The organism is Mycolicibacterium sp. ND9-15, assembly GCF_035918395.1.
Classification (GTDB): domain Bacteria; phylum Actinomycetota; class Actinomycetes; order Mycobacteriales; family Mycobacteriaceae; genus Mycobacterium.
The window spans coordinates 5,011,605-5,037,960 of sequence record NZ_CP142362.1; the positions used below are offsets into that span (position 1 = coordinate 5,011,605).

Below are 26,356 nucleotides of genomic sequence, written 5' to 3' on the forward strand. Positions count from 1 at the left end.
CCGCGGTCAGAGCAGTGTGGCGGTACCGTCCGGATTGACCTGAACCTTGGCGCCGGCGATGTCCTCGTCGACCGTCGCCGCCGCACCCGCCGCATCGGTGATGACGGCCAGTACGCGCGAGTCGTCGGGCGTGCGGACCGCGAGAAACGCCTTCTCCGGCGATCCTTCCCGGCTGAACGGGGTCGTCCACGTCTCCACCGTGCCCACCCCCGCCCACTCCACGAGTGCGGTCCGGGTCGGCTCGCGATCGACCTCGGATTGCACGTCTTCCCAACGGAACTCGTGCGGTGGCGGCTCGGCGCCGTAGACACCGAAGCTGTGCTTGGTGAGGTAGCCGCCGTTGGCGGTGATCAGACCCAACTGGCCGGTGTGGGCGGCCAACCTGTCAGCCATGGTGGCGATCGAATGGGTCACGTAGTTGTTCCACGGCCCGCCGGCGAAGGTGAGCCCACCGGTTACCGTGAGCGGCCTTTCGGCGTCCCCGATCGGTAGCCCAAGCTCGTTGGCGGCCACCTGTACCGCCGACGGGAAGCACGAGTAGAGGTCGACCAGCGCGACGTCGTCGATGCCGGACCCGGCGAGTTCCAGCGACCGTCGACCCCCGATCCGGATGGCGGGTGAGGTGTAGAACTCTGCCCGTTCCCCGATCGCGTACGTGTCATGCGAGTCGGTGCCCGAATAGGGAAACACCCACCGGTCCTTGGGTATCTGCAGATATGCCGCCTTCTCGGCGGAGGTCAGCACGAGCACCGCCGCCTGGTCCACCATGTTGTTGGAGTTCATCAGCTTCGGGTACGGCCAGCTGATCATCCGGTTGCCCGGGCCGGCCTGCCAAATCTGCTCCGCGGACACCGGGTCCCGGCTCCAGGCGTGTGGGTTGGTCGAGGCCACCGCACTGAACTGCGCCCACAGTTGCCCAACCCGACGCCGGTGCTCCTCCCCGGACTCGCCCGCGGCGATCCGCAAGGCCTGTTCGAACATCGGGTAGACATAGGCGGGCCGGTCCAGGTTGATCCGGATCTCAGCGGGTCCGGCCATCGGCACCCCGTCGTCGGCACCGGGGGCCATCGGGACCGATTCGTCTTGGCGGGTCCAGTCCGGCTTGATGCCCTTGGCGCGCAACCGGGTTCGTGTTCGCCAGGTCTCCGCGCCAGCGATCACGACGACGTCGGCGCGCCCCTTCTGAATGTCCAGGCATGCCTCGTTGACCAGTGACTGCGGCGTGTTGCCGCCGACACCGGTGTAGCGCGTGGTGGCACCGTCGGCCCGAAGACGTTGCGCCAGAAGCAGTCCCGGATCACGATACCGCCAGGAGAGGAGGCTGACCACCCGCACCGAGTCGACGGATTCGAGGACCCGGGGGTCGGCTGCGGCGCGCGCAGCGTCGACCATCAGGTCGATCGGCTCGACATCAGGATTCTCGTCACGCTGGTTGACTTGCCCGTAGCCGACCAATACCGGCGTCCTGGGGTCCATCACGGCCTTTCTCGATACGCGAAGAGCACGCCGTCGGCGATGAGCCGATCGGTGACCTCGACCGACATGCCGAGGCTTTCCTGACAGATCTTGCGGGTCTGCTCCCCCGGCATCGGCGCCGGTTGCATCCGGGCGGGCGGGATGTTGGTGTACGGCGCGGGCCGCGTTTCAGCGAGCATGGGCGCCTCGAACATCGGATGTGCCATGTCGGCGAACACATTCCGGGCGCTGACCTGCGGATCGACCGGCACATCGACGACGCGGTTCATCGGCGCCGCGGCGATCCCCACCTCCTGCAGTGCGCGCGCCACCGCGGTCTTGTCCCGCGTGCGCGTCCATTCCGCGATGTCGATGCCGCCGGTGAGAGAGTCCAACAGGTCGCGGTCGGCGTCGGAGCGCAGCGAGATCACGCACCACTCGTCCTCGCCGGCGCAGGGATACACGCCGTGCGCGGACCCGTCCTCGACGACTGGCAGGTGGGCGGCGCGTGCCGCCTCGGCGACATAGCGCGTCGCCAACTGGTTGATCGCGGCCTCCGCCTGCGAGACTTGGACATGTGCGGGTTCCCCGGTCCGGTCACGCCGGATCAACGCCGCCAGCGCCGCGATCGCCGTGATCCGCGCCGACACATGGTCCGGGAAGACCGTCGTCGCGTCGTAGAACCCGCGGTCGTGCGACGTCCACAGCGAGGTGATCCCCGTGGTCGCACGCACCAGCGGTCCATAACCCATCCGCCCGCTCCACGGTCCTGTCGAGCCGAAGGCGCTGCTCTCGGCGAGCACGATGCGGGGATTCAGTTCCCGCAGACGTTCATATGAGAAACCGAGTGCGGCAAGGGTTCCCGGCCGAAAGTTGGCGAACACCGCATCGGCGTCGACTACCAGACGGGAGAACAGTTCGGCACCCGCGGGAGTGCGTAGGTCAAGTCCGAGGCTCTGCTCGTTGCGATGAGTCAGCGCCCACGACCTACTCATCACCTGGCCCGGAGGCGTTTGGCGCAATCCGTCCGGATAGGCGGCGCTCTCGACCTTGATCACCTCGGCGCCGAGGTCGGCGAACAACCGGCCGAGTTCGCCCCCGGCGACGATGACGCCGAGATCGAGGATCCGCAGTCCGTCGAACGGACGCCGCACCGCGACCGTACCCGTCGGGGACGCCGATGACGCACCGGCCCAGGCTGGTTCGTCGGTTCCCGGGGGCGGCGCCAGCCATCTCATGCCGGTGCGTCGTCCGTCGACGACAAAAGGTCCCGCGGGTGCGGCGACCTGGGTTCCGGGCGAGAACTGCGCGGTGGTCAAAGCGCCGACGACGCGGAAATGCTCGGAAGCCAGTGCCTCCGTAGGCGTCAGCATGGCGGCTATCGGCACCCCTCGCGCCTGCCCCTCGGTCACCAGGGCATCCATCGTGTGCGGCGCGACGAAGTCGGCGATCAGCGCGTTGAGTTCACGCGACGACGCATAGCGCGCGGCGATCGTGTCGAATTTCGGGTCGGCGAACTGCTCGGGTTCACCGAGCCAGGCGCGCATACCACGCCACTGCCGCGCAGACAGCAAACAGATGCGCACATGCCCGTCCTTGCAGGCGAAGATCGGGTAGATGTTCTGGTTACGCGGTCTACCCCGCCAGATCTCGGTGGTTTTCTTGACGCCGACGGCTGCCTGCCCCTCCGAGCCAAACGGCGGGTCCAGCGACTGGAGCACCCCCTCGAATCGAGAGAAGTCAATGTAATCGCCGGTGCCGTCGCGCAATCGGCGATAGTAGGCGGCCAGCGCAGCCCATGCCGCCTGCACGACTGCGGTCCCCGATGCCAGGCCGACCGGGGGCAGCACCGGAGTCCCCGAGGTCGGCCCGGTACGCGACAGCGCAGTCGACAGCGCATACAACACCGGGTCGGTGGCCCGCCACGAGGCATACGGCCCCTCGGCGCCGAAGTCGGTGACCGACAGCACCACGAGATGGCCGAACCGTTGCGCCAACGCGGCGCACGTGGTGCCGAACATCACTGCGCCGCCGGGACTTCCGCCATCGATGACGATATCGGCGGCGCTCACCAGATCCAGTAGTTGACGGCGGTCATCAGCGACGGCTGGGTCCAGGACCGCGCAGCGTTTGTTCGCATTGCCCAACCCGAACGGCACGCTCGTCCCGGCCACCGTCGGCAGCACCGCGCGGGCGGAACTTCCACCCGGCGGCTCGATTTTCAACACATCGGCGCCGAGGTCGGCGTAGAGACGGCTCACCCCATCGGATTCGGCACCGCCGAGATCGAGCACCCGCACGGCTGCCAGCAGTCGCTCACTCATGGCGCCAGCAGCCGTTCGGCCCACCGCAGGTGCTCTTCGATGTTCGTCGCCACGTACATCAGGTCGACGAACACGTCCCGGTAGCCGGCATCGGCCAGCCTCCGCACGGCTTCGGCGACCGCTTCGATCGGTGCGCCGTCGGCGACGTTGATCCGTACGTAGGTGTGGATGGCCGAAGGATCCCGGCCGGCCGAGCGGGCGGCGTCATCGATGGCGCGGCGCTGCCGGGCGAGGATCTCGGGTACGACACCGCCGGGCACCTGCACGGCGGGCAGCCACCCGTCGGCGCGCGCCCCGATGCGCTCGAGGCTCGCCGGGGTGAACCCGCCGAGGTAGATCGGCGGCCGCGGTTGCTGCACCGGCTTGAGGTTCACCCACGACAACGGGATCGACCACCGCTCACCGTCATGAGCCACCGGATTCGTCGTCCACAGTTGCTGCAAAGCGTCGAGCAGTTCATCCAACTGGGCTCCGCGGCGGCGGAACGGGGCGCCCGCGGCCGAGAACTCCTCGGGCGACCAACCGATGCCGAAGCCCGGCAGCAACCTGCCCCCGCTGATCACGTCGATGGCGGTCAGTTGACGGCTCAGCTGCACCGGCGGATACCACGGTGCGACGAACACGCTGCTGCCCAACCGCACCCGGTTCGTCACCGCGGCCAGCACCGCCAACGCGATGAAAGGATCCAGGCCGGCACGAAACTGCTCGGGGATGGTGTCGCCGCCCGCGTAGCCGACGCTGGGATGCACCGGCGTCAGCAAACGGTCTCCCACCCAAAGACTGTCGGCCCCGAGGTCTTCCGTGGTGGCCGCATATCGCATCAGGTCGGCCCGGGCGGACTCCCCGAACTGCGGCACCGCGAATCCCAACACGCTGGACAGGCTAGTGGGTAGGTTCCGTCGCATCGGGTACCAGGAGTACGTCCCGTGTTCACCCGCCCCGACGATGATGAGCCAGATGACTGCCCAGGTACTCTCCCCCACCCTGCCCGCCCATGAACTCGACCTCGTCGACGCCTACTGGCGCGCGGCGAACTACCTGTCCGTCGGGCAGATCTATCTGCTGGACAATCCGCTGCTGCGAGAACCACTCGCGCCGCACCACGTCAAGCCACGCCTGCTCGGCCACTGGGGCACCACGCCGGGATTGAACCTCATCTACGCGCATCTCAACCGCATCATCCGCCACCGTGACGCCAACCTGATCTACCTCACCGGACCCGGCCACGGCGGCCCCGGCCTGGTGGCGAACGCCTATCTGGAAGGCACCTACAGCGAGGTCTACTCGGGCATCACCGAAGACACCGACGGGCTGCAAAAGCTGTTCCGCCAGTTCTCTTTCCCCGGTGGCATCCCCAGTCACGTCGCCGCCGAGACGCCCGGCTCGATCCACGAGGGGGGCGAGCTGGGCTACGCGCTGGTGCACGCCTACGGTGCGGCGTTCGACAATCCGGATCTGGTGGTCGCCTGCGTGATCGGCGACGGTGAGGCCGAAACCGGTCCGCTGGCGGCGAGCTGGCATTCCAACAAGTTCCTCAACCCCGTCACCGACGGTGCGGTCCTGCCGATCCTGCACCTCAACGGATACAAGATCGCCAACCCGACGGTGCTCGCGCGGATACCTCAGGAGGAACTCGAGTCGCTGATGTTCGGCTACGGCTACCGGCCGATCACGGTGGCCGGGGACGATCCGGCCAACGTGCATCAACAACTGGCCACCGCGTTCGACGAGGCGTTCGACCAGATCGGCGCGATCCAGCGGGCCGCCCGTCTGGACGAGGAACAGGGTCGCCCGCTGTGGCCGATGGTGGTGCTACGCACCCCGAAGGGCTGGACCGGCCCTCGAGAGGTCGACGGCAAGAAGGTCGAGGGCACTTGGCGGTCCCACCAGGTTCCGCTGTCCGGGACCCACACCAACCCCGAACACCGGGCCCAACTCGAGGCGTGGCTGCGCAGCTACCGACCCGAGGAGTTATTCGACGACGACGGCGCATTGCGGGCCGAACTGCGGGCAATCGCCCCGTGCGGGCAGCGGCGGATGAGCGCCAACCCGCACGCCAACGGCGGGCTGCTGCTCAAGGATCTCGATCTACCCCCGTTCACCGACTACGCGGTGCCGGTCGACAAACCCGCCTCCGAATCGGCCGAGGCGACGCGGGTGCTCGGCGCCTTCCTGCGCGACGTCATTGCGCGCAACACCGACCGGTTCCGGTTGATGGGCCCCGACGAGACCGCATCCAATCGGCTGTCGGCCACTCTCGAAGCGACCGACAAGACGTGGCTCGCCGAGATCGGCCCCGACGACGAGAACCTCGGTCCGGAGGGCCGGGTGATGGAGGTGTTGTCCGAGCATCTCTGCCAAGGCTGGCTCGAGGGCTACCTGCTGACGGGCAGGCACGGGCTGTTCAACTGCTACGAAGCGTTCGTCCACATCATCGACTCGATGCTCAATCAACACGTCAAATGGCTCTCCAGCAGCCGGGAACTGTCCTGGCGCATGCCGATCCCGTCGCTGAATTACCTTCTGACGTCGCATGTCTGGCGACAAGACCACAACGGCGCATCGCACCAGGATCCCGGCTTCATCGACCACGTCGCCAACAAGCGGCCGGAGGTCGTCCGGGTGTACCTGCCGCCGGACGCCAACACCCTGCTGTCGGTGGCCGACCACTGCCTGCGCAGCCGCGACTACGTCAACGTGATCGTCGCCGGTAAGCAACCGGCGCTGACCTACCTGGATATGAACTCCGCGATTGCGCACTGCACCAGAGGGCTCGGGATCTGGCAGTGGGCGAGCACCGCGACCGGGGATCCGGACGTCGTGCTCGCCTGCGCCGGTGACATCCCGACGCTGGAGACCCTGGCCGCCGCCGACATCCTGCGTCGGCGGCTGCCCGAGCTGAAGGTCAGGGTCGTCAACGTCGTCGACATCATGCGGTTACAGCCCGCCTCCGAGCACCCACACGGCTTGTCCGAGCGTGATTTCGACTCGATTTTCACCAGGGACAAACCGATCATCTTCGCCTACCACGGCTATCCATGGCTGATTCACCGGCTGACCTACCGCCACGCCAACCACCCCCAAATGCACGTGCGCGGCTTTAAGGAGCGGGGCACCACGACGACGCCGTTCGACATGGTGATGCTCAACGATCTCGACCGATTCCACCTGGTCATGGATGTCATCGACCGTGTCGAAGGTCTGGGCAGCGGTGCGGCGGGGTTGCGCCAGCAGATGGCCGACGCCCGCCTGGCGGCCCGGCTCTACACGCGAGAGCACGGCGAGGACGATCCGGCGATCTCGGGGTGGACCTGGGATCCGGACTACGCTGCACCGTCGCTGTCGCAGGACACGCTTAGCGAACACGACCGCTAAACTGGATTTTTGTGTCCGACCAAGCCGTGCTAGCCCAGCGTCCGCATCCGCTGGTCGAACAGCTTTCCGCCCTGCACCACTTCCGTACCTATGTCGACATCGCGGTGGTCGTGGTGGTGCTGGCGTTGACGAACTTGATCGCGCATTTCACCACGCCGTGGGCCAGCGTCGCGACGGTTCCTGCGGCAGCGGTTGGCCTGCTGGTCCTGGTCCGGTCGCGCGGCCTGGGCTGGGCCGAACTCGGCCTGGGCCGCGAACATTGGAGGTCCGGGACCGGCTACGCGCTGGGCGCCGTCGCGCTGGTCCTGTCGGTGATCGCGATGGGCGCGCTGCTGCCATGGACGCGACCGATGTTCATGAACAACAACTACGCCACCATCTCGGGCGCCCTGATCGCGTCGATGGTCATCATTCCGCTGCAGACCGTGATCCCCGAGGAACTGGCTTTCCGGGGTGTGCTGCACGGTGCGCTCAACCGCGCCTGGGGCTTCCGCGGTGTCGCCGCGGCGGGCTCACTGCTGTTCGGGCTCTGGCACATCGCCACCTCGCTGGGCCTGACCAGCAGCAATGTCGGGTTCACGCGCATCTTCGGCGGCGGGGTCATGGGCACCGTCGCGGGTGTGGCGTTGGCCGTGGCCGCTACCGCCGTGGCCGGCTTCGTCTTCACCTGGCTACGGCGTCGCAGTGGCAGCCTGATTGCCCCTATCGCGCTGCACTGGTCGCTCAACGGGCTCGGCGCGCTGGCCGCCGCGTTGGTGTGGCATCTGAGCTGAGGGCCAGGCGAGCGCTGGCAGGTGCGGAACTCCCCGTTCTTGAGCTTGTAAGCGCACGTCGAAGACGGCGGCCCAGGTCTCACCCTTGCGCTCAGATCCCTGCGCAGATCGATACGAAGGGGATGGGCGCGCAGACGCCGACGGAGAAATACGGTGTTATGTCACCGTTCCATACCGGTGGCGGTGGCGGCGGCGGCGGAAGCGGCGCGGCGATGCAAGTGTTCGACGGCGGGTCGTACACCGTCCCCACGCCACATTCGACCGCGTTGGCTGTACCCGGCGACAACAGGGCTAGGGTCGTGAGCGGCGTGAGAATTGCCGGAACAACTATTACCCGATGAAAATACGTCCCCCGCATCGTCAGGCCTCCCTCAAAACCCCGGCCTGACCCCAGTGTAGAACCCGCCATAAACCGATACAGCAAGATTGGCTTCACCGTAAACGTATGCGGCGGAGGTGGGTGTGGTCAGACCAATAAGACCGCCGCGCCGGCGATGCGGCCGTCACTCAACGCGGACAAAGCGTCGTCAGCACGCCCGAGGGGGTATTCGACGGTGGTCACGTCGATGTGGTGTTGTGCGGCAAACTCGAGGAAGTTGCGCGCGTCATCGCGCGTATTGGAGGTCACCGATCGCACTTGGCGCTCTTGGAAAAGATGGCGCTCATAGCTCAACACCGGAATGTCGCTGAGATAGATGCCCGCGATGGCGAGTGTGCCGCCGCGTTCGAGAGCCTCGAGAGCGGGTAACACCAGTTCGCCCACCGGCGCGAATAAGATCGCGGCGTCCAATGCGACCGGCGGACGATCGGCGGCGTCCTGCGCCGAGGCCGCCCCCAGCGAGAGCGCCAACTCGCGAGCTCGCTCGCCGCGGGTCATGACGTGTACTTCCGCTCCCTGGGCGAGTGCCACCTGCGCGGTGAGATGAGCGCTGCCGCCAAAACCGTAGATACCCAGCCGGCCGCCGGCGGGAAGATCGGCCCGCAACAGTGATCGATATCCGATGATGCCGGCGCACAACAACGGCGCCAACTCGGTGTCGGAATAGCTTGCGGGCAGATGGTGAGCGAACGTCTCTGGAACAGTGGCGAATTCGGCGTAGCCGCCGTCTGCGTCCCAGCCTGTGTAGCGGGACTGCGGGCATAGATTCTCCTGCCCGCGGACACAGAACCTGCAAGATCCACAGGCCATGCGCAGCCACGCGATGCCGACGCGATCGCCGACTGCGAACCCGCCGCCGGTGTCGGAGCCAATTGCGGCGACCTCTCCAACCACCTCGTGGCCTGGAATGACACTCGGTCGGTGAACCGGGAGATCGCCCTCGGCGACGTGCAGATCGGTGCGGCACACGCCGCAGGCGTGCACGGCAACGAGCAGTTCACCTGACCCGGGCTCAGGCACGGGCACGGTAACTCTTTCCAGCGGATGGGTCGCCATCGGGCCCGGCCGCCGGACCCGCCACGCACTCATCGTGGGGATGACCATACCTCTATCATGCTCCCGTGCCGAGAGTTATGCGCTCGCTTGGGATTTCGCACTCAGCCGGCTTGCGGCCTTCGATGACTAAGGCTGCATTCCGGGAGCGGCGTTCGGGTCAACCGGCACCGGAACGCCCACGCGATCCTGGCCGGTCGCGTTCGGATCTGCCGGCGGGGGCGGTGGAGCGTTCGGATCTGCCGGCGGCGGGGGCGGTGCGGCATTCGGGTTTGCGGGCGGTGGCGGCGCGGTGTACGGCCGGATCGAGTTGGCCAGCGTCACCGCTTCTTCCTTCGGCACAGCGTTGTTCGCAGTGCCGAGCCAGACCACAAACCACCGCTCGGGTGTGCGTTGTCCGCGCGGCGTTCCGGGCTCGACCGGGTTACCGACGACACCGGCCCAGATCTGGCCGTTGGGCTTGTTCGTATCGGTGAACTTCACCTCGTAGTACGACGCGACGCCCGGCATGCCGTCGGCGTTGAGTTCGACGGTCTCCTGGTTGATCCTGGTGCCGGGGAAAGGCATGAAGAATTCGCCCATATCCGAAGCCAGTCGGTGCGCGGCTTTGGTGTTGTCGGTCTCCGCACCCGCGAACAGCTTCAGGTCGAGCCGGCCGAGCAGGATGCTGGTGTCATTGGGAGGCTCGCCACCCGGAGGAGCCACCTTGGTCAGCAGCACCTGCCCGTAGGAGAGTTGGGTTGAATCCGCTACCTGCCACCCGGCGGGCAGTACGTAGCTGAGCCCGCCGGCGGCTGACTCGACGCGCCCTTGGTCGCCGGGTGGCGGAGCCGGCGCGTTCGGGTCGGCAGGCGCCGGTGCCGGCGCGTTGGGATCCGCGGGCGCAGGCGGCGGTGCACCGGGTGCCGGAGCAGGTGGGGGCGCGTTGGGATCCGCGGGGGCCGGCGCGGGCGCACCGGGTGCCGGCGGAGGCGGCGGGCCCTGCAGGAAGGTGTTACCCGACGGTGGTGGTGGCGGCGGTGGCGTCGGTTCGGGCTGTGCCTGCGCCACTGTCGGCAGCGCGAGTGCCACGGCGGTGGCACCGGTCAGCGCCGCGGCCGCGAGCATCCTCGACAGGCCCCTGCGCGGGGGTGAAAACGCGTCCGGGTGATCCATGGGGAAGAAACTACCGTGTTACCGCCGTGACGCAAGTGTGAATTGCTCAAAACGTGCTCAAATAGAAAATAGCTACTAATTTGAAAGAGCCTGGTGAGAGCCACTTAGCAGATTGCTGACATGGCGGCATCCCCGCGCGTGGCGCGGGGATGCCCGACCGGCTCGCCCCCCGGGGTCTGACCCGTTCTTCGCGGCCGCACGAATGTCCGTTACAGGTCCCGATGGGCGACTCCGGCGCATTGGTGGCCTCCTCCCCCCTCACGGGAAGAAACGCCGGTTTCACTACGCCGCGCGCCGGTTTCGTGGTCTAGCTACTGTCCAGTAACATCGCCTGCATCGCTGGATTTCATCGACATGACAAGGAGGTCCTCGCGATGGAGGTGCTCGTCACCGCCGGTGACACCGATCTGGGTCGCACGATCGCCGGAGGCTTCCGGGACGCCGGTCACCGCGTCGTGATCGCGGGCGCTCGTCGCGACGATCTCGAAGTCGCCGCGAAGGAACTCGATGTCGACGCGATCGTGTTCGACAACACCGATCCGGCCAGCCTGGAAGCAGCGCGACCGAAGTTCCCTCATCACCTCGACACGATCGTCAACGTGCCCGCACCTCGCTGGGACGACGGTGACCCGCGCACGTATTCGCTGGCGGACCTGGCCAGGGCGTGGCGGGAGGCGCTCGACTCGACAGTCGTGTCCGCCGTGTTGACCGTGCAGATCCTGGGCGACCATCTGCGCTCGGGAGGCTCGATCGTCAATGTGGTGCCCGAGAGCCCGCTCGAAGGCAGCGCCGAGGCGGCGATCAAGGCTGCGCTCGCCGACTGGACCGCCGGGCAGGCCGAATACTTCGGCACTCGGGGCATCACCGTGAACGCGGTGGCGTCGGGTCGCAGCGCCGAACCAGGCTACGAGGGCCTGTCGCGCACGCCGCCGCCGGTCGCTGAGGAGATCGCCCGTCTCGCGCTGTTCCTCACGACACCGGCGGCGCGCCACATCACCGGCCAGACCTTGCATGTCAGCAGGGGTGCGCTCGCGAGCTTCGGCTGAATCTTCCACTGTTCGCCCGAAGCTGAGGCGGGGCGAGAGCTCCGGTTGGGTGTGGTTACGTGAACCCGTGACCATCAAACTCGGACTTCAGATCCCCAACTTCTCGTACGGCACCGGCGTCTCGGAAATCTTCCCCACGGTGATCGCACAGGCACAGGAAGCCGAGGCCGCGGGCTTCGACTCGGTATTCCTGATGGACCACTTCTACCAACTGCCCGGCCTGGGTACGCCGGACCAGCCCATGCTCGAGGCGTACACCGCGTTGGGCGGTTTGGCCACGGCGACCGAGCGGGTCCAACTCGGAACGCTGGTCACCGGCAACACCTACCGGAACCCGACACTGCTGGCGAAGGCGATCACGACCTTGGATGTGATGAGCCACGGCCGCGCCGTCCTGGGCATCGGCACCGGTTGGTACGAACTCGAACACGACAGTCTCGGCTACGAGTTCGGCACCTTCACCGACCGGTTCAACAAGCTTGGCGAGGCGCTGCAGATCATCTTGCCGATGCTCAAGGGCGAGCGGCCGACATTCGAAGGCCAGTACTACCGCGCCACAGAGGCGATGGCCGAACCCCGCTTCCGCGACCACATCCCGCTGATGATCGGCGGCAGCGGCGAGAAGAAGACGATTCCGCTGGCGGCCAAGCACTTCGACCACCTCAACATCATCGCCGGCTTCGACGAGTTGCCGCGCAAGCTTCAGGTCGTCAAGGAGCGCTGCGAGGAGATCGGGCGCGACCCCGCCACGCTCGAGACAAGCATGCTCGTCGTGGCGATCATCGACGAGAAGGTGACCGGCGATGTCATCCCCGACGACTTCAAGCAGAAAGCGGTGATCGGCAGTGCCGATCAGGTCGCCGAGCAAATCAAGACCAAGGTCCTCGACGCCGGCGTGGACGGTGTGATCCTAAGCCCGGTAACGAGCCTCAGCGGCTACCACCCCGGCGGTGTCACCGCGGTGGGTGCGGCGCTCAACCCCCTGCTCGGCGGGTGATCCCCAGTCTGTGGTGGGATATAACACAGCAGACCTGTTTTCCGATCGGGCGTTCAGGCGGCTACCGTTACGGGTAGAGAACTGCACGTGGAAGCACCGTCGAGGAGCCCGATAATGAGCCATCCCGGAGCCACTGCATCTGATAGGCACAAGGTGGTCATTATCGGGTCAGGGTTCGGCGGGCTGACCGCTGCCAAGCGGCTGAAACGAGCCGATGTCGACGTCAAGCTGATCGCCAAGACCACGCACCACCTGTTCCAGCCGTTGCTGTACCAGGTCGCGACCGGCATCATCCCGTCCGGTGAGATCGCGCCGCCGACCCGAATGATCCTGCGCAAGCAGCGGAATTGCCAGGTGCTGCTCGGCGACGTCACCCACGTCGACCTGGCTCGCCAGACGGTCAGGTCGGAGCTGTTGGGCCACACTTACGTCACCCCGTACGACTCGCTCATCGTCGCTGCCGGCGCGGGTCAGTCCTACTTCGGAAACGATCATTTCGCGGAGTGGGCACCCGGCATGAAGTCCATCGACGATGCGCTGGAACTGCGTGCGCGCATCCTCAGCGCGTTCGAGCAGGCGGAGCGTTCGAGTGACCCCACCCGCCGCGAGAAGCTGCTCACGTTCACGGTGGTCGGCGCCGGCCCGACCGGTGTCGAAATGGCTGGCCAGATCGCGGAGTTGGCCGATCACACCCTCAAAGGCGCGTTCCGCCATATCGATTCGACCTCTGCACGGGTGATTCTGCTCGATGCCGCACCCGCGGTTCTACCGCCGATGGGCGAGAAGCTCGGCAAGAAGGCACAGGCCCGACTGGAGAAGATGGGCGTCGACATCCAGCTCGGCGCCATGGTCACCGATGTCGACCGAAACGGCATCACGGTCAAGGACTCCGACGGCACGATCCGGCGTATCGAATCGGCGACGAAGGTGTGGTCGGCCGGTGTCCAGGCCAGCCCGCTGGGCCGAGATCTTGCCGAACAGTCTGAAGCCGAGGTCGACAGGGCCGGTCGTGTGCTGGTGCAGCCCGACCTGACACTGCCCGGTTATCCGAATGTGTTCGTCGTCGGCGATATGGCGCACGTCGAGGGTGTGCCCGGTCAGGCGCAGGGCGCGATCCAAGGCGGTAGGTATGCCGCCGACGCGGTCCGGGCGGAACTCAAGGGCGCCGATCCCGCTTTGCGCGAACCGTTCCAGTACTTCGACAAAGGGTCGATGGCCACGGTGTCGCGGTTCTCCGCGGTCGCCAAGATCGGCCCATTGGAGTTCGGCGGCTTCGTCGCCTGGCTGGCGTGGCTGGTGCTCCATCTCGTCTACCTGGTCGGCTTCCGGCGCAAGATCACCACGCTGCTGCACTGGACGGTGACGTTCCTGTCGACGCAGCGCGGTAACCTCACGATCACCGAGCAGCAGGCCTACGCCCGTACCCGTATCGAGGAACTCGAGGAGATCGCGGCGGGCGTACGGGACACCGAGAAGGTGGCCGGCTAGAGCCGCCGGCCCTTTAGGTAGCCGCCTGCCGCCAATGCCAGTGGGGTAGCCGCGGTTTCGGCCTCGGCCCCAACTCGATGCGGTGGCGCAGCGGCGGTACGCCGACGGTGTCCCGCGACGATAGGACCGTCACTGTATTCCGTTGTCCGCCTTGATCCCTCTGTAGTCGACGATCACCACGCCGGATGATGACGGTATCGGGAGCACCGTCGGCGCGCGTCGCACGCCACTGTCCCATGGGCTCGCGCAACACCTTTCCCTGCCGCGCACGCCCCCGCTCCGGCGCGTTCCGGTCCTCGGTGATCTCGACGAAAAGGTTGGTGTCGGCGAGCCGGTGCATAGTGCGCGATATCGCCACGGAGCGTGGCGATCAGCAGCGCAGGCGCGGGCGCCTTACTCGGCGGGAATGTTCTGCAGGCGCACCTGTCCACGCGCGACGAGCTTGTCGCCGTCGTCGGTGATGGTGATCTGCCACAGTTGCTGGCGTCGGCCGCGGTGAATCGGCGTGGACACCGCGGTGACGGTTCCCGACGAGATGGCCCGGAGGAAGTCGGTGTTGTTGTTGACACCGACGACGTTCCCGCCGCCGTTGTCGGCGAGCCAGACAGCCGCCGAGACGCTGGCCAGGCTTTCGACGATCGAGCAGTACACGCCGCCGTGCACGATGCCGTAGGGCTGCAGCAGCTTATCCGCGATCTTCAGCTGCGCACGGCCGCCGTCGGGACCGATCTCGAGATACGCCAAGCCGAGTTCGGTGTCGAAGCCCTTACCCAGTTCGGAAGGCAGGTCCGAGGTCGAATCGATGGTCACGCGAACTGTCTACACGGTCGCCGGGACCACGGCCTCGCCGGGTAGGAAGGCGCCCTCGGTAGGAATGCGGGCGGGCCCCGCACCAGTGGTGCGGGGCCCGCCCTCCGTGTGGACCGTGGGTCTCTGCAGCCCTCAGGACTCCGGCGCGGTCCGGTGGTTCTCGGTTGATTTCCCGATCATTCTGCGCTGAGCATAGGCAAGGCTGCCCTAATTAAGCAAGACCTTCCCCGCACTTGCCCGGGACGTGCCCCTGACCGGCAGGCCGAAGCCGACGAGGGCGTCCAGCACGGCTTGGCTGCGCCGCATGCTTGTCCATTCGCTGGACCCCGCCAGCAGCGGCACCCGGGTCGCCGCACTGACCACTGCCCCGCCGACCATGTGCCACATCGCCGCGACCGGCATGGCCCCCGCGCTGATCTCACTCAGCTTGGCGAACAGCGGTGCGAGCGTGCGGTGGCTGCGGTGTGCGACCCACGTCGTCAAAGCCGCCTCGCTGGGCAGCGCCATGATGCCGTCGCGCGTAGCGCGTCCGGCGGGGTGTGGCCGGTGGCCGAACGACGAATCGTCCGGGAGGGCCCGTAGGGTCGGGTCGACGACGCCGACCCAGTCGATTGCGCCCTCGGAGTCCACATGCACCCACAGGTTCTCCAGGCCGGTGTCCCACGCCCGGCCTTCGAGCACGATGAGCGGCACCACGCGCCCGACGACGACGTGGGCGAGGGTCGCGGCCAACTGCTGGGCCACCGCCGTCCGGCTGTCGGTCTCCTCGGCGGCCAGATCGAACATCGTCTGCAGACGGTCGGTGGTCAGCGCCTCGGCCAGCGGCCACCACCGCCGGCGGGACAGATCACCCATCACCGCCACGCCGTATACCCGGGGACACTCGGGATAGAGCTCGCGGAGGCGTCGACTGGACTCATGCAGCGGCAGTGTCCTGCGGATCGCCATGCTCGCGATGAGCGGATCGTCGACCAGAACCGTCATGGGGCCTCCCGATATCGAGTTAGGTAAGGCTTACTATAACTAGATGCGCGAGGGCGGCTAGACCCTGTGACTGCTTTCACAGCCCGCCTGAAAAGCGGGGTGACCACGGCAGTAAGCGGTGTCAGGCGCAACTGACGGGCTGTGCGCCCGACGACATACGACGCACCGTAGTAACCAGGAGTACGGTGGGTGAATAGCCTCTAGGAGATGAACGGACCATGGCGAGATTGACGCGTCTAGGGGAACTCGAACGCGCAGTGATGGATCACCTGTGGTCCACGCGTGAGCCCCAAACCGTGCGCCAAGTTCATGAGGCGCTTTTCGCCGAACGGGACCTGGCCTACACCACGATCATGACCGTGCTGCAGCGGCTGGCGAAGAAGAACCTCGTCGTACAGCACCGCGATGATCGCGCCCACCGATACGCGCCGACCCACGGCCGCGACGAACTGGTCGCGGGCCTGATGGTCGACGCGCTCGACCAGGCCGCCGATTCGGGCAGCCGCGAGGCGGCTCTGGTGCATTTTGTCGAACGGGTGGGCGCGGACGAGGCGGCAGCATTGCGTCGCGCGCTGGCCGAGTTGGAGGGCAACCATCGCGTACCGCCACCCGCTGGTAATCCGGCCACCGGCTGAGGGACACTGGCAGCGTGACCGCGCTGGCCTTCACCGTCCTCGCGCTGGTCCTGTCCGGACCGGTGCCCGCCATACTGGCGCGTGCCTCGTGGCCCTTTCGCGCACCGCGCGCGGCCATCGTGCTGTGGCAGGCGATCGCCATGGCGGCCGTACTTTCGGCGTTCTCTGCCGGCATCGCGATCGCGAGTCGGCTCTTCGCGCCGGGACCCGACGGTAGGCCGACGACGACGATCACCAGCGAGGTAGGCGTGCTCGGCTGGCCCGGGTGGGTTGCGTACGTGGTGGTTTTCGCGCTGACGCTGGTCGTCGGCGCCCGGCTGATCGCTGCGGTATTACAGGTCGCGATCGCGACGCGGCGCCGGCGCGCCCACCACCGGATGGTCGTCGACCTGGTGGGCAAGTCGCGCAAGTGGGCCCACGCACACGGCCTCACGCGCATGGGCCCGCGCAGAAGCTGGGGACTGGGGACCGGGGACGGGTTGCGCATCCTCGACGTGGATCAGCCGCTGGCCTACTGCCTGCCCGGGGTGCGCAGCCGCGTCGTGGTCAGCGAAGGCGCCCTGGCAACGTTGGCGGACAACGAAATCGCCGCGATCCTGTCTCACGAACGCGCGCACCTCCGGGCGCGGCACGACTTGGTGCTCGAGATGTTCACCGCGGTGCACGCGGCCTTCCCGCGATTCGTCCGCAGCGGGAGCGCGCTGGACGCCGTGCGCCTGCTGGTCGAGATGCTCGCCGATGACGCGGCGGTGCGCATCTCCGGCCCCACTCCCCTGGCCCGTGCCCTGGTCGCTTGCGCGGCCGGGCATACGCCGAAGGGAGCCCTGGCCGCCGGCGGGCCGACCACCGTGCTGCGAGTGCGCCGCCTCGGCGGTCGACCCAACAGCCTGGCACTGGCCGCGGGCGCATACGCGGCCGCGGCGACGGTGCTGGTGGTGCCGACCATCGCGGTGGTGCTGCCGTGGCTGACCGAACTGCAACGGCTGTTCGCCGCTTAGGGACGCGTCGCACACCACAAAGCGTTCGCCACAACAAAACAACGAAAGGCTGCCCGAATGAGCTCTGACGCTTTCGCACCGACCACCGGTACCGCTCAAATCGGGGTCACCGGCCTTGCCGTCATGGGATCCAACATCGCGCGGAACTTCGCCCGGCACGGCTACACCGTCGCGCTGCACAACCGCTCGATCGCCAAGACCGACGCGTTGCTCGAACAACACGGCTCGGAGGGCAACTTCGTGCGGAGCGAGACCATTTCGGATTTCCTCGACGCGCTGGAGAAACCACGCCGGGTGCTGATCATGGTCAAGGCCGGCGATCCCACCGACGCCGTCATCAACGAGCTCGCCGACGCGATGGAAAAGGGCGACATCATCATCGACGGCGGCAACGCGCTCTACACGGACACGATCCGGCGGGAGAAGGCGATGCGCGAGCGTGGTCTGCACTTCGTCGGTGCGGGCATCTCAGGTGGCGAGGAGGGCGCGCTGAACGGGCCGTCGATCATGCCCGGCGGCCCCGCCGAGTCCTACAAGTCGCTCGGGCCGCTGCTCGAGGAGGTCTCCGCGCACGTCGACGGTGTGCCGTGCTGCACCCACATCGGGCCAGACGGCGCCGGTCACTTCGTCAAGATGGTGCACAACGGCATCGAGTACTCCGACATGCAGCTCATCGGTGAGGCCTACCAGCTGCTGCGCGACGGGCTGGGCAAGTCGGCGGGCGAGATCGCCGACGTCTTCGACGAGTGGAACTCCGGCGATCTGGACAGCTTCCTGGTCGAGATCACCGCGAAGGTGTTGCGCCAGACCGACACCAAGACAGGCAAGCCGCTCGTCGACGTCATCCTCGACGAGGCCGAGCAGAAGGGCACCGGCCGCTGGACGGTGAAGTCGGCGCTCGATCTCGGCGTGCCGGTGACCGGTATCGCCGAGGCGGTGTTCGCCCGGGCCCTGTCCGGATCGGTGCCTCAGCGCAAGGCCACCACCGGGCTGGCCTCCGGGGATCTCGGTGAAAGGCCAACCGACGCGGCAAAATTCACCGAGGATGTGCGCCAGGCGCTGTACGCGTCGAAGATCATCGCCTACGCGCAGGGCTTCAACCAGATCCAGGCGGGCAGTGCCGAGTACGGCTGGGGTATCACGCCCGGCGACCTGGCGACCATCTGGCGGGGCGGCTGCATCATCCGGGCCAAGTTCCTCAACCGGATCAAAGACGCGTTCGACGACAACCCGGACCTGCCGACGCTGATCGTGGCACCGTACTTCCGCAGCGCGATCGAGGCGGCGATCGACAGCTGGCGTCGCGTCGTCGTCACCGCCACCGAACTCGGCATTCCGATTCCCGGCTTCTCGTCGGCGCTGTCGTACTACGACGGGCTGCGTCAGGACCGCCTGCCCGCCGCGCTGACTCAGGGGTTGCGCGACTACTTCGGGGCGCACACCTACGGCCGCATCGACGCGGACCCCGCCGCGCGGTTCCACACTCTGTGGAGCGGGGACCGCAGCGAGGTGGCGGTCTAGCTTCTTCCCGGCGAAACTGCGCCTGGATCGCGATAACGCGGGAAATCGCGATCTCATCGCAGTCTCGGCGGGAACTAGACTCGTAGTCGATGCGCTTTCTCGACGGGCACACACCCGCATACGACCTGACCTACAACGACGTCTTCATCGTCCCCGGGCGTTCGGATGTCCAGTCGCGGATGGACGTGGATTTGTCGACCTCCGACGGCTCGGGCACCACGATCCCGGTGGTGGTCGCGAACATGACGGCCGTCGCCGGCCGCAGGATGGCCGAGACGATCGCCCGCCGCGGTGGCCTCGTCGTGCTGCCGCAGGACCTGCCGATCTCCGCGGTCGAGCAGACCGTCGGCTTCGTCAAGAGCCGAGACCTGGTGGTCGACACCCCGGTGGTGCTTTCCCCCGACGACTCGGTGTCCGACGCGACCGCGCTGATCCACAAGCGGGCGCACGGTGCGGCGGTCGTCGTGTTCGAGGGCAGGCCGATCGGCCTGGTCACCGAGGCGAACTGCGTGGGCGTGGACCGCTTCGCCCGGGTCCGCGATGTCGCGATCTCCGACTTCGTCACCGCGCCGGTCGGGACCGAACCGCGCAAGGTGTTCGATCTGCTCGAACACGCCCACATCGGCGTGGCGGTCCTGACCGAGAGCGACGGAACGCTGGCGGGGGTGCTCACGCGCACCGGTGCGGTCCGGGCCGGCATGTACACACCGGCCGTCGACGACGAAGGCCGGCTACGCGTCGCGGCGGCGATCGGCATCAACGGCGACGTCGGCGCCAAGGCGCGCAGCCTGGCCGAGGTCGGCGTCGACCTGCTGGTGATCGATACCGCGCATGGACACCAGCTCAAGATGCTCGACGCGATCGAGCTGGTTTCCTCGCTGAACCTGGGGCTGCCGCTGGCCGCGGGCAACGTAGTCTCAGCCGAGGGCACCAGGGACCTGATCACCGCGGGGGCGCAGATCGTGAAGGTCGGTGTCGGGCCGGGCGCGATGTGCACCACGCGCATGATGACCGGGGTGGGCCGGCCACAGTTCTCGGCCGTCGTCGAATGCGCCTCGGCCGCAAGGGAACTCGGTGCTCATGTGTGGGCCGACGGCGGTATCAGGCATCCGCGCGACGTGGCGCTGGCGCTGGCGGCCGGGGCGGCCAACGTGATGATCGGCTCCTGGTTCGCGGGCACCTACGAGTCGCCCGGCGATCTGATGCGCGACCGCGACGATCAGCCGTACAAGGAGAGCTACGGGATGGCGTCCAAGCGTGCGCTAGCCGCCCGCACGGCAGGCGACGACACGTTCGACCGGGCCCGTAAGGCGCTGTTCGAGGAGGGCATCTCGACCTCGCGGATGGATCTGGATCCGACCCGCGGGGGGGTCGAGGACCTGCTCGACCACATCACCTCCGGCGTGCGCAGCACATGCACGTACGTCGGCGCCGCCAATCTCTGCGAACTCCACGAGAAGGCGGTGGTCGGTGTGCAGTCGACGGCCGGCTTCGCCGAAGGACATCCGTTGCCCACGGGTTGGTGACCCCTAGCCCGGTGCATCACCCGTTACCATGGGTTTTCTTCAGTCCTCTACGCGAAAGGGATCCCGTGCCGCAGGCACCCGTCGAGGCCCGGGTTTCAGAGGGGGCCTTCCGGGCCGAGCGACCCGACCGCGAACCCCCCGACGCCGAGCCCTCCTCTAGACGGCCGGGCAACAGGCCCGGCTCCCGCGGGGGGCGGACCCGATGACCGTCGCGGCGTCGCTGCTGTCCCTGCTGGCGTTCGCGTTGCTGACCGCGGGCACCGCGGTCTTCGTCGCTGCGGAGTTCTCGCTGACCGCGCTCGAGCGCAGCACCGTGGAAGCCAACGCGCGCGGCGGGGACCGGCGTGACCAGATGGTCCGTCGGGCGCATCGCACGTTGTCGTTTCAACTGTCCGGGGCCCAGGTGGGCATCTCGATCACGACGCTGGCGACCGGCTTTTTGGCCGAACCCGTGGTGGCGAGGCTGATCCACCCCGGCCTGGACGCAATCGGGGTGCCCGCGGGGTTTTCCGGCGGGCTGGCGCTGGTGCTGGCCATCGCGATCGCGACCTCGCTGTCGATGGTCTTCGGCGAGCTGGTGCCGAAGAACCTCGCGGTGGCGCGCCCGGTGCCGACGGCACGCTGGTCGGCCGGTCCGCAGCTGCTGTTCTCGGCGCTGTTGACGCCGCTGATCCGGTTGACCAACGGGACCGCCAACATGATCCTGCGCCGGCTGGGGATCGAGCCGGCCGAGGAGTTGCGGTCGGCTCGCTCGCCCCAGGAGTTGGTGTCGCTGGTACGCAGTTCGGCCCGCAGCGGCGCGCTGGACCCCATCACCGCGGTGCTGGTGGACAGGTCACTGCGGTTCGGCGACCGCTCCGCAGAGGAACTCATGACGCCTCGGCAGAAGATCGAGTCGCTCGACGCCGACGAGACCGTCGCCGACCTGGTGAACGCCGCGATCAGGACAGGATATTCGCGGTTTCCGATCATCCGGGGCGACCTCGACGAGACGATCGGGATCGCGCACGTCAAGCAGGTCTTCGAGGTGCCGGCCGGTGAACGCGGCGCCACCCGCCTCGCCTCCGTGGCGCTCCCGGTCGCGAAAGTGCCCTCGACGCTCGACGGAGACGCGGTGATGACACAGATTCGCGCCAACGGGCTGCAGACCGCGCTGGTGGTGGACGAATACGGCGGGACCGCGGGCATGGTCACGGTGGAGGACCTCATCGAGGAGATCGTCGGCGACGTCCGCGACGAACACGACGACGAGGCGCCCGATGTCGTGCCCGCGGGCCGTGGCTGGCAGATATCCGGCCTGCTGCGCATCGACGAGGTCGCGGGCGCCACCTCGTTCCGTGCCCCCGAGGGCGACTACGAGACGATCGGCGGCCTGGTGCTCGAGAAGCTGGGCCACATCCCCGAGCAGGGCGAATCGATCGAACTCGAGGCCTTCGGCCCCGAGGGCGCGCTCGACGAAGACCCGAACCGCTGGCTGGCCACCGTCGTGCGCATGGACGGGCGCCGCATCGACCTGCTCGAGCTGACCGAACTGGGCCGACGCGGCGACGGCCCGGTGGACGGGAGCCGGGTCGATGGGTGACTTCCTGGGCGTGCTGCTGACGGTGTTGCTGCTGGCCGTCAACGCGTTCTTCGTCGCCTCGGAGTTCGCGTTGATCTCCGCGCGCCGCGATCGGCTGGAAGCGCTGGCCGAACAGGGCAAGAAGAGCGCCGTCACGGTGATCCGCGCCGGTGAGCGCCTGTCGCTGATGCTCGCGGGCGCACAGTTGGGAATCACGATCTGCTCGATCCTGCTCGGCCGGGTCGGGGAACCCGCCGTCGCGCATCTGTTGGAGAAGCCGTTCGATGCCGTCGGTGTGCCCGATGCGGTGCTGCACACGGTGTCGTTCGTCGTTGCGTTGGGCATCGTGGTCGTGCTGCATGTGTTGCTCGGCGAGATGGTGCCGAAGAACATCGCGATCGCCGGACCGGAGTCGGCCGCGATGCTGCTGATACCGGTGTACCTGGTGTGGATTCGCGTGGCCCGACCGCTGATCGCGTTCTACAACTGGTGTGCGAACGTCACGCTGCGGGCGTTCCGGGTGGAGCCGAAGGACGAGCTGGACGTCACGGTGTCCACGGTCGAGCTGTCGGAGATGATCGCCGAGTCGCTGTCGGAGGGGTTGCTCGATCCCGAGGAGCACGGCAGGCTCACCCGCGCCCTGCAGATCCGCGACCGCGCGGTCAAGGACGTCGCGTTCCCGCTACGCGACATCAGGACGGTGTCGGTGGCGCGCGAAGGGGCTGGACCCACCGTCGGCGCCGTTCAACACGCGCTGGCGGAGACCGGCTACTCACGGTTCCCGATCACCGACGCCTCCGGCACTTATCTGGGCTACCTGCACATCAAGGACGTGCTGGCCTTCGTTGACGACCCCGGCGCGGTGCTCGACTTCTCGATGGTGCGTCCGCTGCCGCTGGTGCCCGCGTCGCTGCCGCTGCCCGACGCGTTGTCGCGGCTGCGGCGCAGCAACAGCCACCTCGCCCTGGTCACCGCCCCCGACGGCAGCGTCGAGGCGATGGTCGCGCTCGAGGACCTCGTCGAGGACCTGGTGGGCACCGTGCGCGACGGGACGCACCGTGTCTGATGTCGCGCTCCGCGCTCCGGTGGCTGACTTAGTTCTCGACGAGCGCGACTGGACCACGCGCGAGCGGGCACATCACCGGCGGGTCGATGAGTTCTGTGCACCGCACCGTCGCCGCGCGCGGGTCGGCGAACCGCATCCAGTGTGGGACTTCCTGTTCACCTACTACAGCCTGCGGCCTCGACAGTTGCGGGTGTGGCATCCCGGCTTCGGCGTCACGCTGGGCGGCGCGGCCGCGCGGCGCCACCTGACCCGGACCGGCTACGCGTCCGATCACGACGGTGTGGCGGTGAGCCGCGAATACCTGTCGGCGCGCGTCGACACCGTCCGGTTCATCGGCCGCCTGCTACGGGCCACGGCGGCGCGTCCGGCCCGGTTGAACTGTTTCGGGCTGCACGAGTGGGCGATGGTGTACCGCGCGCCGACGGTCCGCCACGACCGGGTGCCGCTGCGCCTGGGTGCCGCCGGGACCGACGCGGTCGTCGACTCGATGCCGTTGCGGTGCAGCCACTTCGACGCGTTCCGGTTCTTCACCGAGCCGGCCGCCCGGCGCAACGCCGAACAGCTCACCCGACAGGGGCAGGCCGCCTTTGAGCAGCCGGGCTGCCTGCACGCCGGCATGGATCTGTACAAGTGGGCGTTCAAGCTGGGCCCGCTGGTGAATTCGGAGTTGGTGATGGACTGCCTGAACGTGGCCGCCGATGCCCGCGAACTGGACATGCGCGCCAGCCCCTATGATCTCCGCGAATACGGATTCGAGCCGATCGCGATCGAGACACCGGCCGGTCGAGCCGAATACGTCCGGATCCAGCAGACCGTCACTGATCGGGCGGCCCCGCTGCGCGCGGCCCTTGTCGATCGGTGCGACCGGCTACTGGCAGCGGCGGGCCACGAAGCGGCCACCGCGGCGGTGGTCAATAGCCGGGTTACCGATGGGTAAGCTGGGGCGACAGTTCGAGGAGGAATGATGACCGATCGCGTGACGGTGGGAAACCTGCGCGTGGCCCGGGTGTTGTACGACTTCGTCAACAACGAGGCGCTGCCCGGCACCGACATCGACCCCGACACCTTCTGGTCCGGAGTGGACAAGGTCGTCGCCGACCTGACGCCCAAGAACGAAGATCTGCTGGCCAGGCGGGATGACCTGCAGGCCCGTATCGACAAGTGGCACCGGCAGCGGGTGATCGAACCGCTCGACCACGACGCGTACAAGGCGTTCCTCACCGAGATCGGCTACCTGTTGCCCGAACCCGGCGACTTCACGATCACCACCGCGGGAGTCGACGACGAGATCACCACCACTGCCGGCCCCCAACTCGTGGTGCCCATCCTCAACGCCCGCTTCGCGCTCAACGCGGCCAACGCCCGCTGGGGTTCGCTCTACGACGCGCTCTACGGCACCGACGTGATATCCGAAGACGACGGCGCCGAGAAGGGTGGCAGCTACAACCGGGTGCGCGGCGACAAGGTCATCGCCTATGCCCGTCGCTTCCTCGACGGCGCCGCGCCATTGGCGTCCGGCAGTTGGAGTGAGGCGACCGGGCTCCAGATCGAGGACGGTCAACTGCTGATCACGCTCGGCGACGGGCAGGCTGAGGGTGCTGACTCCGCACGCGAGCGCTCGTCGGTCGGGCTCGCAAAGCCCGAACAGTTCGTCGGCTACACCGGCGAGCTCGGCGCCCCGCGCTGGTCGGTGCTGCTGCGCAACAACGGCTTACACATCGAGATTCTTGTCGACCCGGAGTCGCCCGTCGGCGCGACCGACGCCGCGGGAATCAAGGACGTCGTGCTGGAGTCCGCGGTCACCACGATCATGGACTTCGAGGATTCGGTCGCCGCAGTGGACGCCGACGACAAGGTGCTCGGTTACCGGAATTGGCTCGGCCTCAACCGGGGTGACCTCACCGAAGAGGTGACCAAGGGCGGCGAGACCTTCACCCGCCGACTCAACGAGGACCGCACCTACACCACGCCGGACGGCGGTGAGTTGACGTTGCCGGGCCGCAGCCTGATGTTCGTGCGCGACGTCGGGCACCTGATGACCAACGACGCGATCGTCTTCAACGACAACGGGGCCGACGGCAAAGAGGTGTTCGAGGGCATTCAGGATGCGTTGTTCACCAGCCTGATCGCGATCCACGGACTGAAGTCCGGCGACGGGAACGGGCCGCTGGTCAACAGCCGGACCGGCTCGATCTACATCGTCAAGCCGAAGATGCACGGCCCCGACGAGGTGGCCTACACCGTCGAGTTGTTCGGCCGGGTCGAAGATGTGCTCGGATTGCCCGCCAACACCCTCAAGATCGGCATCATGGACGAGGAGCGGCGCACCACGGTCAACCTCAAGGCGTGCATCAAGGCGGCCAAAGACCGGGTGGTGTTCATCAACACCGGCTTCCTCGACCGCACCGGCGACGAGATCCACACCTCGATGGAGGCGGGCCCGATGATCCGCAAGGGCGCGATGAAGAGCACCCAGTGGATCCAGGCCTACGAGGACCAGAACGTCGACATCGGTCTGGCCACCGGTTTCTCCGGCAAGGCCCAGATCGGCAAGGGCATGTGGGCGATGACCGACCTGATGGCCGACATGGTCGACCAGAAGATCGGTCAGCCCAAGGCGGGCGCCACCACCGCGTGGGTGCCGTCGCCGACGGCGGCCACGCTGCACGCCATGCACTACCACGAGGTCGACGTCTACGCGGTGCACAAGGAGCTCGAGGGCAAGAAGCGCACCAGCGTCGAGCAGTTGTTGGCCGTGCCGCTGGCCAAGGAGCTGGCGTGGGCGCCGGAGGAGATCCGCGAGGAGGTCGACAACAACTGCCAGTCGATCCTCGGCTACGTGGTGCGATGGATCGACGCCGGCGTCGGCTGTTCGAAGGTGCCCGACATCCACAACATCGCGTTGATGGAAGACCGTGCCACGCTACGTATTTCGAGCCAGCTGCTGGCGAACTGGCTGCGCCACGGCGTGATCACGCCCGACGACGTGGTGGCCAGCCTGAAGCGGATGGCGGCCGTCGTCGACAAGCAGAACGAGCAGGATCCCGAATTCAAGCCGATGGCAACGGATCCGGACCACAACATCGCGTTTCAAGCCGCGCAGGAGTTGATCCTGTCGGGCACCGAGCAAACGAATGGCTACACCGAACCGATCCTGCACCGCCGCCGCCGCGAATATAAGGCCGCAAACAGCGGTGCGTGATCCGGTGA

Annotated in this window: 20 protein-coding genes and 1 pseudogene; 13 read left to right on the plus strand and 8 right to left on the minus strand. The window is 67.4% G+C overall.

Annotation, left to right across the window (positions count from 1 at the left end; genetic code table 11):
• Window positions 1–6: 6 nt before the first annotated feature.
• From QGN32_RS23815 to QGN32_RS23825, 3 genes are read right to left on the minus strand one after another with little or no spacing between them, the layout of a single operon-like run.
• Entirely contained in the window at window positions 7–1,476 is a 1,470-nt protein-coding gene (locus QGN32_RS23815; RefSeq protein ID WP_326546604.1) for an acetyl-CoA acetyltransferase, read from the minus strand.
• A complete protein-coding gene (locus tag QGN32_RS23820; RefSeq protein WP_326546605.1) occupies window positions 1,476–3,779 on the minus strand; it encodes a CoA transferase in 2,304 nt (767 codons plus the stop codon). The genes QGN32_RS23815 and QGN32_RS23820 overlap by 1 nt, the downstream gene beginning before the upstream one ends.
• Entirely contained in the window at window positions 3,776–4,651 is an 876-nt protein-coding gene (locus QGN32_RS23825; RefSeq protein WP_326546606.1) for a TIGR03619 family F420-dependent LLM class oxidoreductase, read from the minus strand. Before QGN32_RS23825 ends, QGN32_RS23820 begins: the two co-directional genes overlap by 4 nt.
• Before the next feature lie 85 nt (window positions 4,652–4,736).
• Between QGN32_RS23825 and QGN32_RS23830 the strand changes: the two genes are divergently transcribed.
• Both QGN32_RS23830 and QGN32_RS23835 read left to right on the plus strand, forming a co-directional pair.
• Window positions 4,737–7,154 (plus strand): phosphoketolase family protein, encoded by a 2,418-nt coding sequence (locus QGN32_RS23830; RefSeq protein ID WP_326546607.1) that lies wholly within the window; start codon window positions 4,737–4,739, stop codon window positions 7,152–7,154.
• A gap of 11 nt (window positions 7,155–7,165) precedes the next feature.
• Window positions 7,166–7,927 carry a CPBP family intramembrane glutamic endopeptidase gene (locus tag QGN32_RS23835; protein ID WP_326546608.1) on the plus strand — a complete coding sequence of 254 codons (762 nt, stop codon included), beginning with the start codon at window positions 7,166–7,168 and terminating at the stop codon, window positions 7,925–7,927.
• A 466-nt stretch (window positions 7,928–8,393) separates the two neighbouring features.
• On the opposite strand, the gene QGN32_RS23840 is transcribed toward QGN32_RS23835, so the two are convergent.
• Both QGN32_RS23840 and QGN32_RS23845 read right to left on the minus strand, forming a co-directional pair.
• Complete coding sequence (locus tag QGN32_RS23840; RefSeq protein WP_326546609.1) at window positions 8,394–9,410, minus strand: zinc-binding alcohol dehydrogenase family protein; 1,017 nt, start codon at window positions 9,408–9,410, stop codon at window positions 8,394–8,396.
• Window positions 9,411–9,488: 78 nt separating this feature from the next.
• Window positions 9,489–10,514, minus strand: a complete 1,026-nt coding sequence (locus QGN32_RS23845; RefSeq protein WP_326546610.1) for an APA family fibronectin-binding glycoprotein — start codon at window positions 10,512–10,514, stop codon at window positions 9,489–9,491.
• Window positions 10,515–10,888: 374 nt separating this feature from the next.
• Here QGN32_RS23845 and QGN32_RS23850 point away from each other — a divergent pair, with 374 nt between their 5' ends.
• The 3 genes from QGN32_RS23850 to QGN32_RS23860 all read left to right on the plus strand — a co-directional run bounded on the left by QGN32_RS23850 (window position 10,889) and on the right by QGN32_RS23860 (window position 14,045).
• Window positions 10,889–11,560, plus strand: a complete 672-nt coding sequence (locus tag QGN32_RS23850) for an SDR family oxidoreductase (protein WP_326546611.1) — start codon at window positions 10,889–10,891, stop codon at window positions 11,558–11,560.
• 67 nt (window positions 11,561–11,627) lie between these two features.
• Window positions 11,628–12,557, plus strand: coding sequence for an LLM class F420-dependent oxidoreductase (locus QGN32_RS23855; protein WP_326546612.1), 930 nt, complete (start codon window positions 11,628–11,630; stop codon window positions 12,555–12,557).
• A gap of 114 nt (window positions 12,558–12,671) precedes the next feature.
• Complete coding sequence (locus tag QGN32_RS23860; protein WP_326546613.1) at window positions 12,672–14,045, plus strand: NAD(P)/FAD-dependent oxidoreductase; 1,374 nt, start codon at window positions 12,672–12,674, stop codon at window positions 14,043–14,045.
• A 132-nt stretch (window positions 14,046–14,177) separates the two neighbouring features.
• Here the strand turns inward: QGN32_RS23860 and ureC are convergent.
• The 3 genes and pseudogenes from ureC to QGN32_RS23875 form a co-directional block, all read right to left on the minus strand.
• Window positions 14,178–14,379: pseudogene (ureC, locus tag QGN32_RS23865) on the minus strand (urease subunit alpha); the annotation flags it as partial.
• Window positions 14,380–14,438: 59 nt separating this feature from the next.
• Window positions 14,439–14,855: a PaaI family thioesterase gene (locus QGN32_RS23870; RefSeq protein ID WP_326546614.1), complete on the minus strand. Its 417-nt coding sequence runs from the start codon at window positions 14,853–14,855 to the stop codon at window positions 14,439–14,441.
• A 207-nt stretch (window positions 14,856–15,062) separates the two neighbouring features.
• Window positions 15,063–15,839, minus strand: coding sequence for an iron reductase (locus QGN32_RS23875; RefSeq protein WP_326546615.1), 777 nt, complete (start codon window positions 15,837–15,839; stop codon window positions 15,063–15,065).
• Window positions 15,840–16,057: 218 nt separating this feature from the next.
• Here QGN32_RS23875 and QGN32_RS23880 point away from each other — a divergent pair, with 218 nt between their 5' ends.
• The 8 genes from QGN32_RS23880 (at window position 16,058) to QGN32_RS23915 (ending at window position 26,348) form a co-directional block, all read left to right on the plus strand.
• On the plus strand, window positions 16,058–16,474 hold the full coding sequence (locus QGN32_RS23880; RefSeq protein WP_326546616.1) for a BlaI/MecI/CopY family transcriptional regulator: 417 nt from the start codon (window positions 16,058–16,060) through the stop codon (window positions 16,472–16,474).
• A 14-nt stretch (window positions 16,475–16,488) separates the two neighbouring features.
• Complete coding sequence (locus tag QGN32_RS23885; protein ID WP_326546617.1) at window positions 16,489–17,472, plus strand: M56 family metallopeptidase; 984 nt, start codon at window positions 16,489–16,491, stop codon at window positions 17,470–17,472.
• Window positions 17,473–17,529: 57 nt separating this feature from the next.
• Window positions 17,530–18,993: an NADP-dependent phosphogluconate dehydrogenase gene (gnd, locus tag QGN32_RS23890; RefSeq protein ID WP_326546618.1), complete on the plus strand. Its 1,464-nt coding sequence runs from the start codon at window positions 17,530–17,532 to the stop codon at window positions 18,991–18,993.
• Window positions 18,994–19,082: 89 nt separating this feature from the next.
• Window positions 19,083–20,519 carry a GuaB1 family IMP dehydrogenase-related protein gene (locus tag QGN32_RS23895; RefSeq protein WP_326546619.1) on the plus strand — a complete coding sequence of 479 codons (1,437 nt, stop codon included), beginning with the start codon at window positions 19,083–19,085 and terminating at the stop codon, window positions 20,517–20,519.
• 202 nt (window positions 20,520–20,721) lie between these two features.
• On the plus strand, window positions 20,722–22,101 hold the full coding sequence (locus tag QGN32_RS23900; protein WP_326546620.1) for a hemolysin family protein: 1,380 nt from the start codon (window positions 20,722–20,724) through the stop codon (window positions 22,099–22,101).
• Window positions 22,094–23,146, plus strand: coding sequence for a hemolysin family protein (locus tag QGN32_RS23905; protein ID WP_326546621.1), 1,053 nt, complete (start codon window positions 22,094–22,096; stop codon window positions 23,144–23,146). Before QGN32_RS23900 ends, QGN32_RS23905 begins: the two co-directional genes overlap by 8 nt.
• Window positions 23,147–23,165: 19 nt before the next feature.
• Window positions 23,166–24,083: a 3-methyladenine DNA glycosylase gene (locus QGN32_RS23910; RefSeq protein WP_326546622.1), complete on the plus strand. Its 918-nt coding sequence runs from the start codon at window positions 23,166–23,168 to the stop codon at window positions 24,081–24,083.
• 27 nt (window positions 24,084–24,110) lie between these two features.
• Window positions 24,111–26,348 (plus strand): malate synthase G, encoded by a 2,238-nt coding sequence (locus QGN32_RS23915; RefSeq protein WP_326546623.1) that lies wholly within the window; start codon window positions 24,111–24,113, stop codon window positions 26,346–26,348.
• Window positions 26,349–26,356 lie beyond the last annotated feature (8 nt).

Coding starts and splice junctions, on each gene's coding strand:
- QGN32_RS23895 (WP_326546619.1), top strand. CDS start 19,083: ATGCGCTTTCTCGACGGGCACACACCCGCATACGACCTGACCTACAAC.
- QGN32_RS23830 (WP_326546607.1), top strand. CDS start 4,737: ATGACTGCCCAGGTACTCTCCCCCACCCTGCCCGCCCATGAACTCGAC.
- QGN32_RS23875 (WP_326546615.1), bottom strand. CDS start 15,839: ATGACGGTTCTGGTCGACGATCCGCTCATCGCGAGCATGGCGATCCGC.
- QGN32_RS23815 (WP_326546604.1), bottom strand. CDS start 1,476: ATGGACCCCAGGACGCCGGTATTGGTCGGCTACGGGCAAGTCAACCAG.
- QGN32_RS23915 (WP_326546623.1), top strand. CDS start 24,111: ATGACCGATCGCGTGACGGTGGGAAACCTGCGCGTGGCCCGGGTGTTG.
- QGN32_RS23905 (WP_326546621.1), top strand. CDS start 22,094: ATGGGTGACTTCCTGGGCGTGCTGCTGACGGTGTTGCTGCTGGCCGTC.
- QGN32_RS23820 (WP_326546605.1), bottom strand. CDS start 3,779: ATGAGTGAGCGACTGCTGGCAGCCGTGCGGGTGCTCGATCTCGGCGGT.
- QGN32_RS23900 (WP_326546620.1), top strand. CDS start 20,722: ATGACCGTCGCGGCGTCGCTGCTGTCCCTGCTGGCGTTCGCGTTGCTG.
- gnd (WP_326546618.1), top strand. CDS start 17,530: ATGAGCTCTGACGCTTTCGCACCGACCACCGGTACCGCTCAAATCGGG.
- QGN32_RS23845 (WP_326546610.1), bottom strand. CDS start 10,514: ATGGATCACCCGGACGCGTTTTCACCCCCGCGCAGGGGCCTGTCGAGG.
- QGN32_RS23860 (WP_326546613.1), top strand. CDS start 12,672: ATGAGCCATCCCGGAGCCACTGCATCTGATAGGCACAAGGTGGTCATT.
- QGN32_RS23840 (WP_326546609.1), bottom strand. CDS start 9,410: ATGGTCATCCCCACGATGAGTGCGTGGCGGGTCCGGCGGCCGGGCCCG.
- QGN32_RS23850 (WP_326546611.1), top strand. CDS start 10,889: ATGGAGGTGCTCGTCACCGCCGGTGACACCGATCTGGGTCGCACGATC.
- QGN32_RS23880 (WP_326546616.1), top strand. CDS start 16,058: ATGGCGAGATTGACGCGTCTAGGGGAACTCGAACGCGCAGTGATGGAT.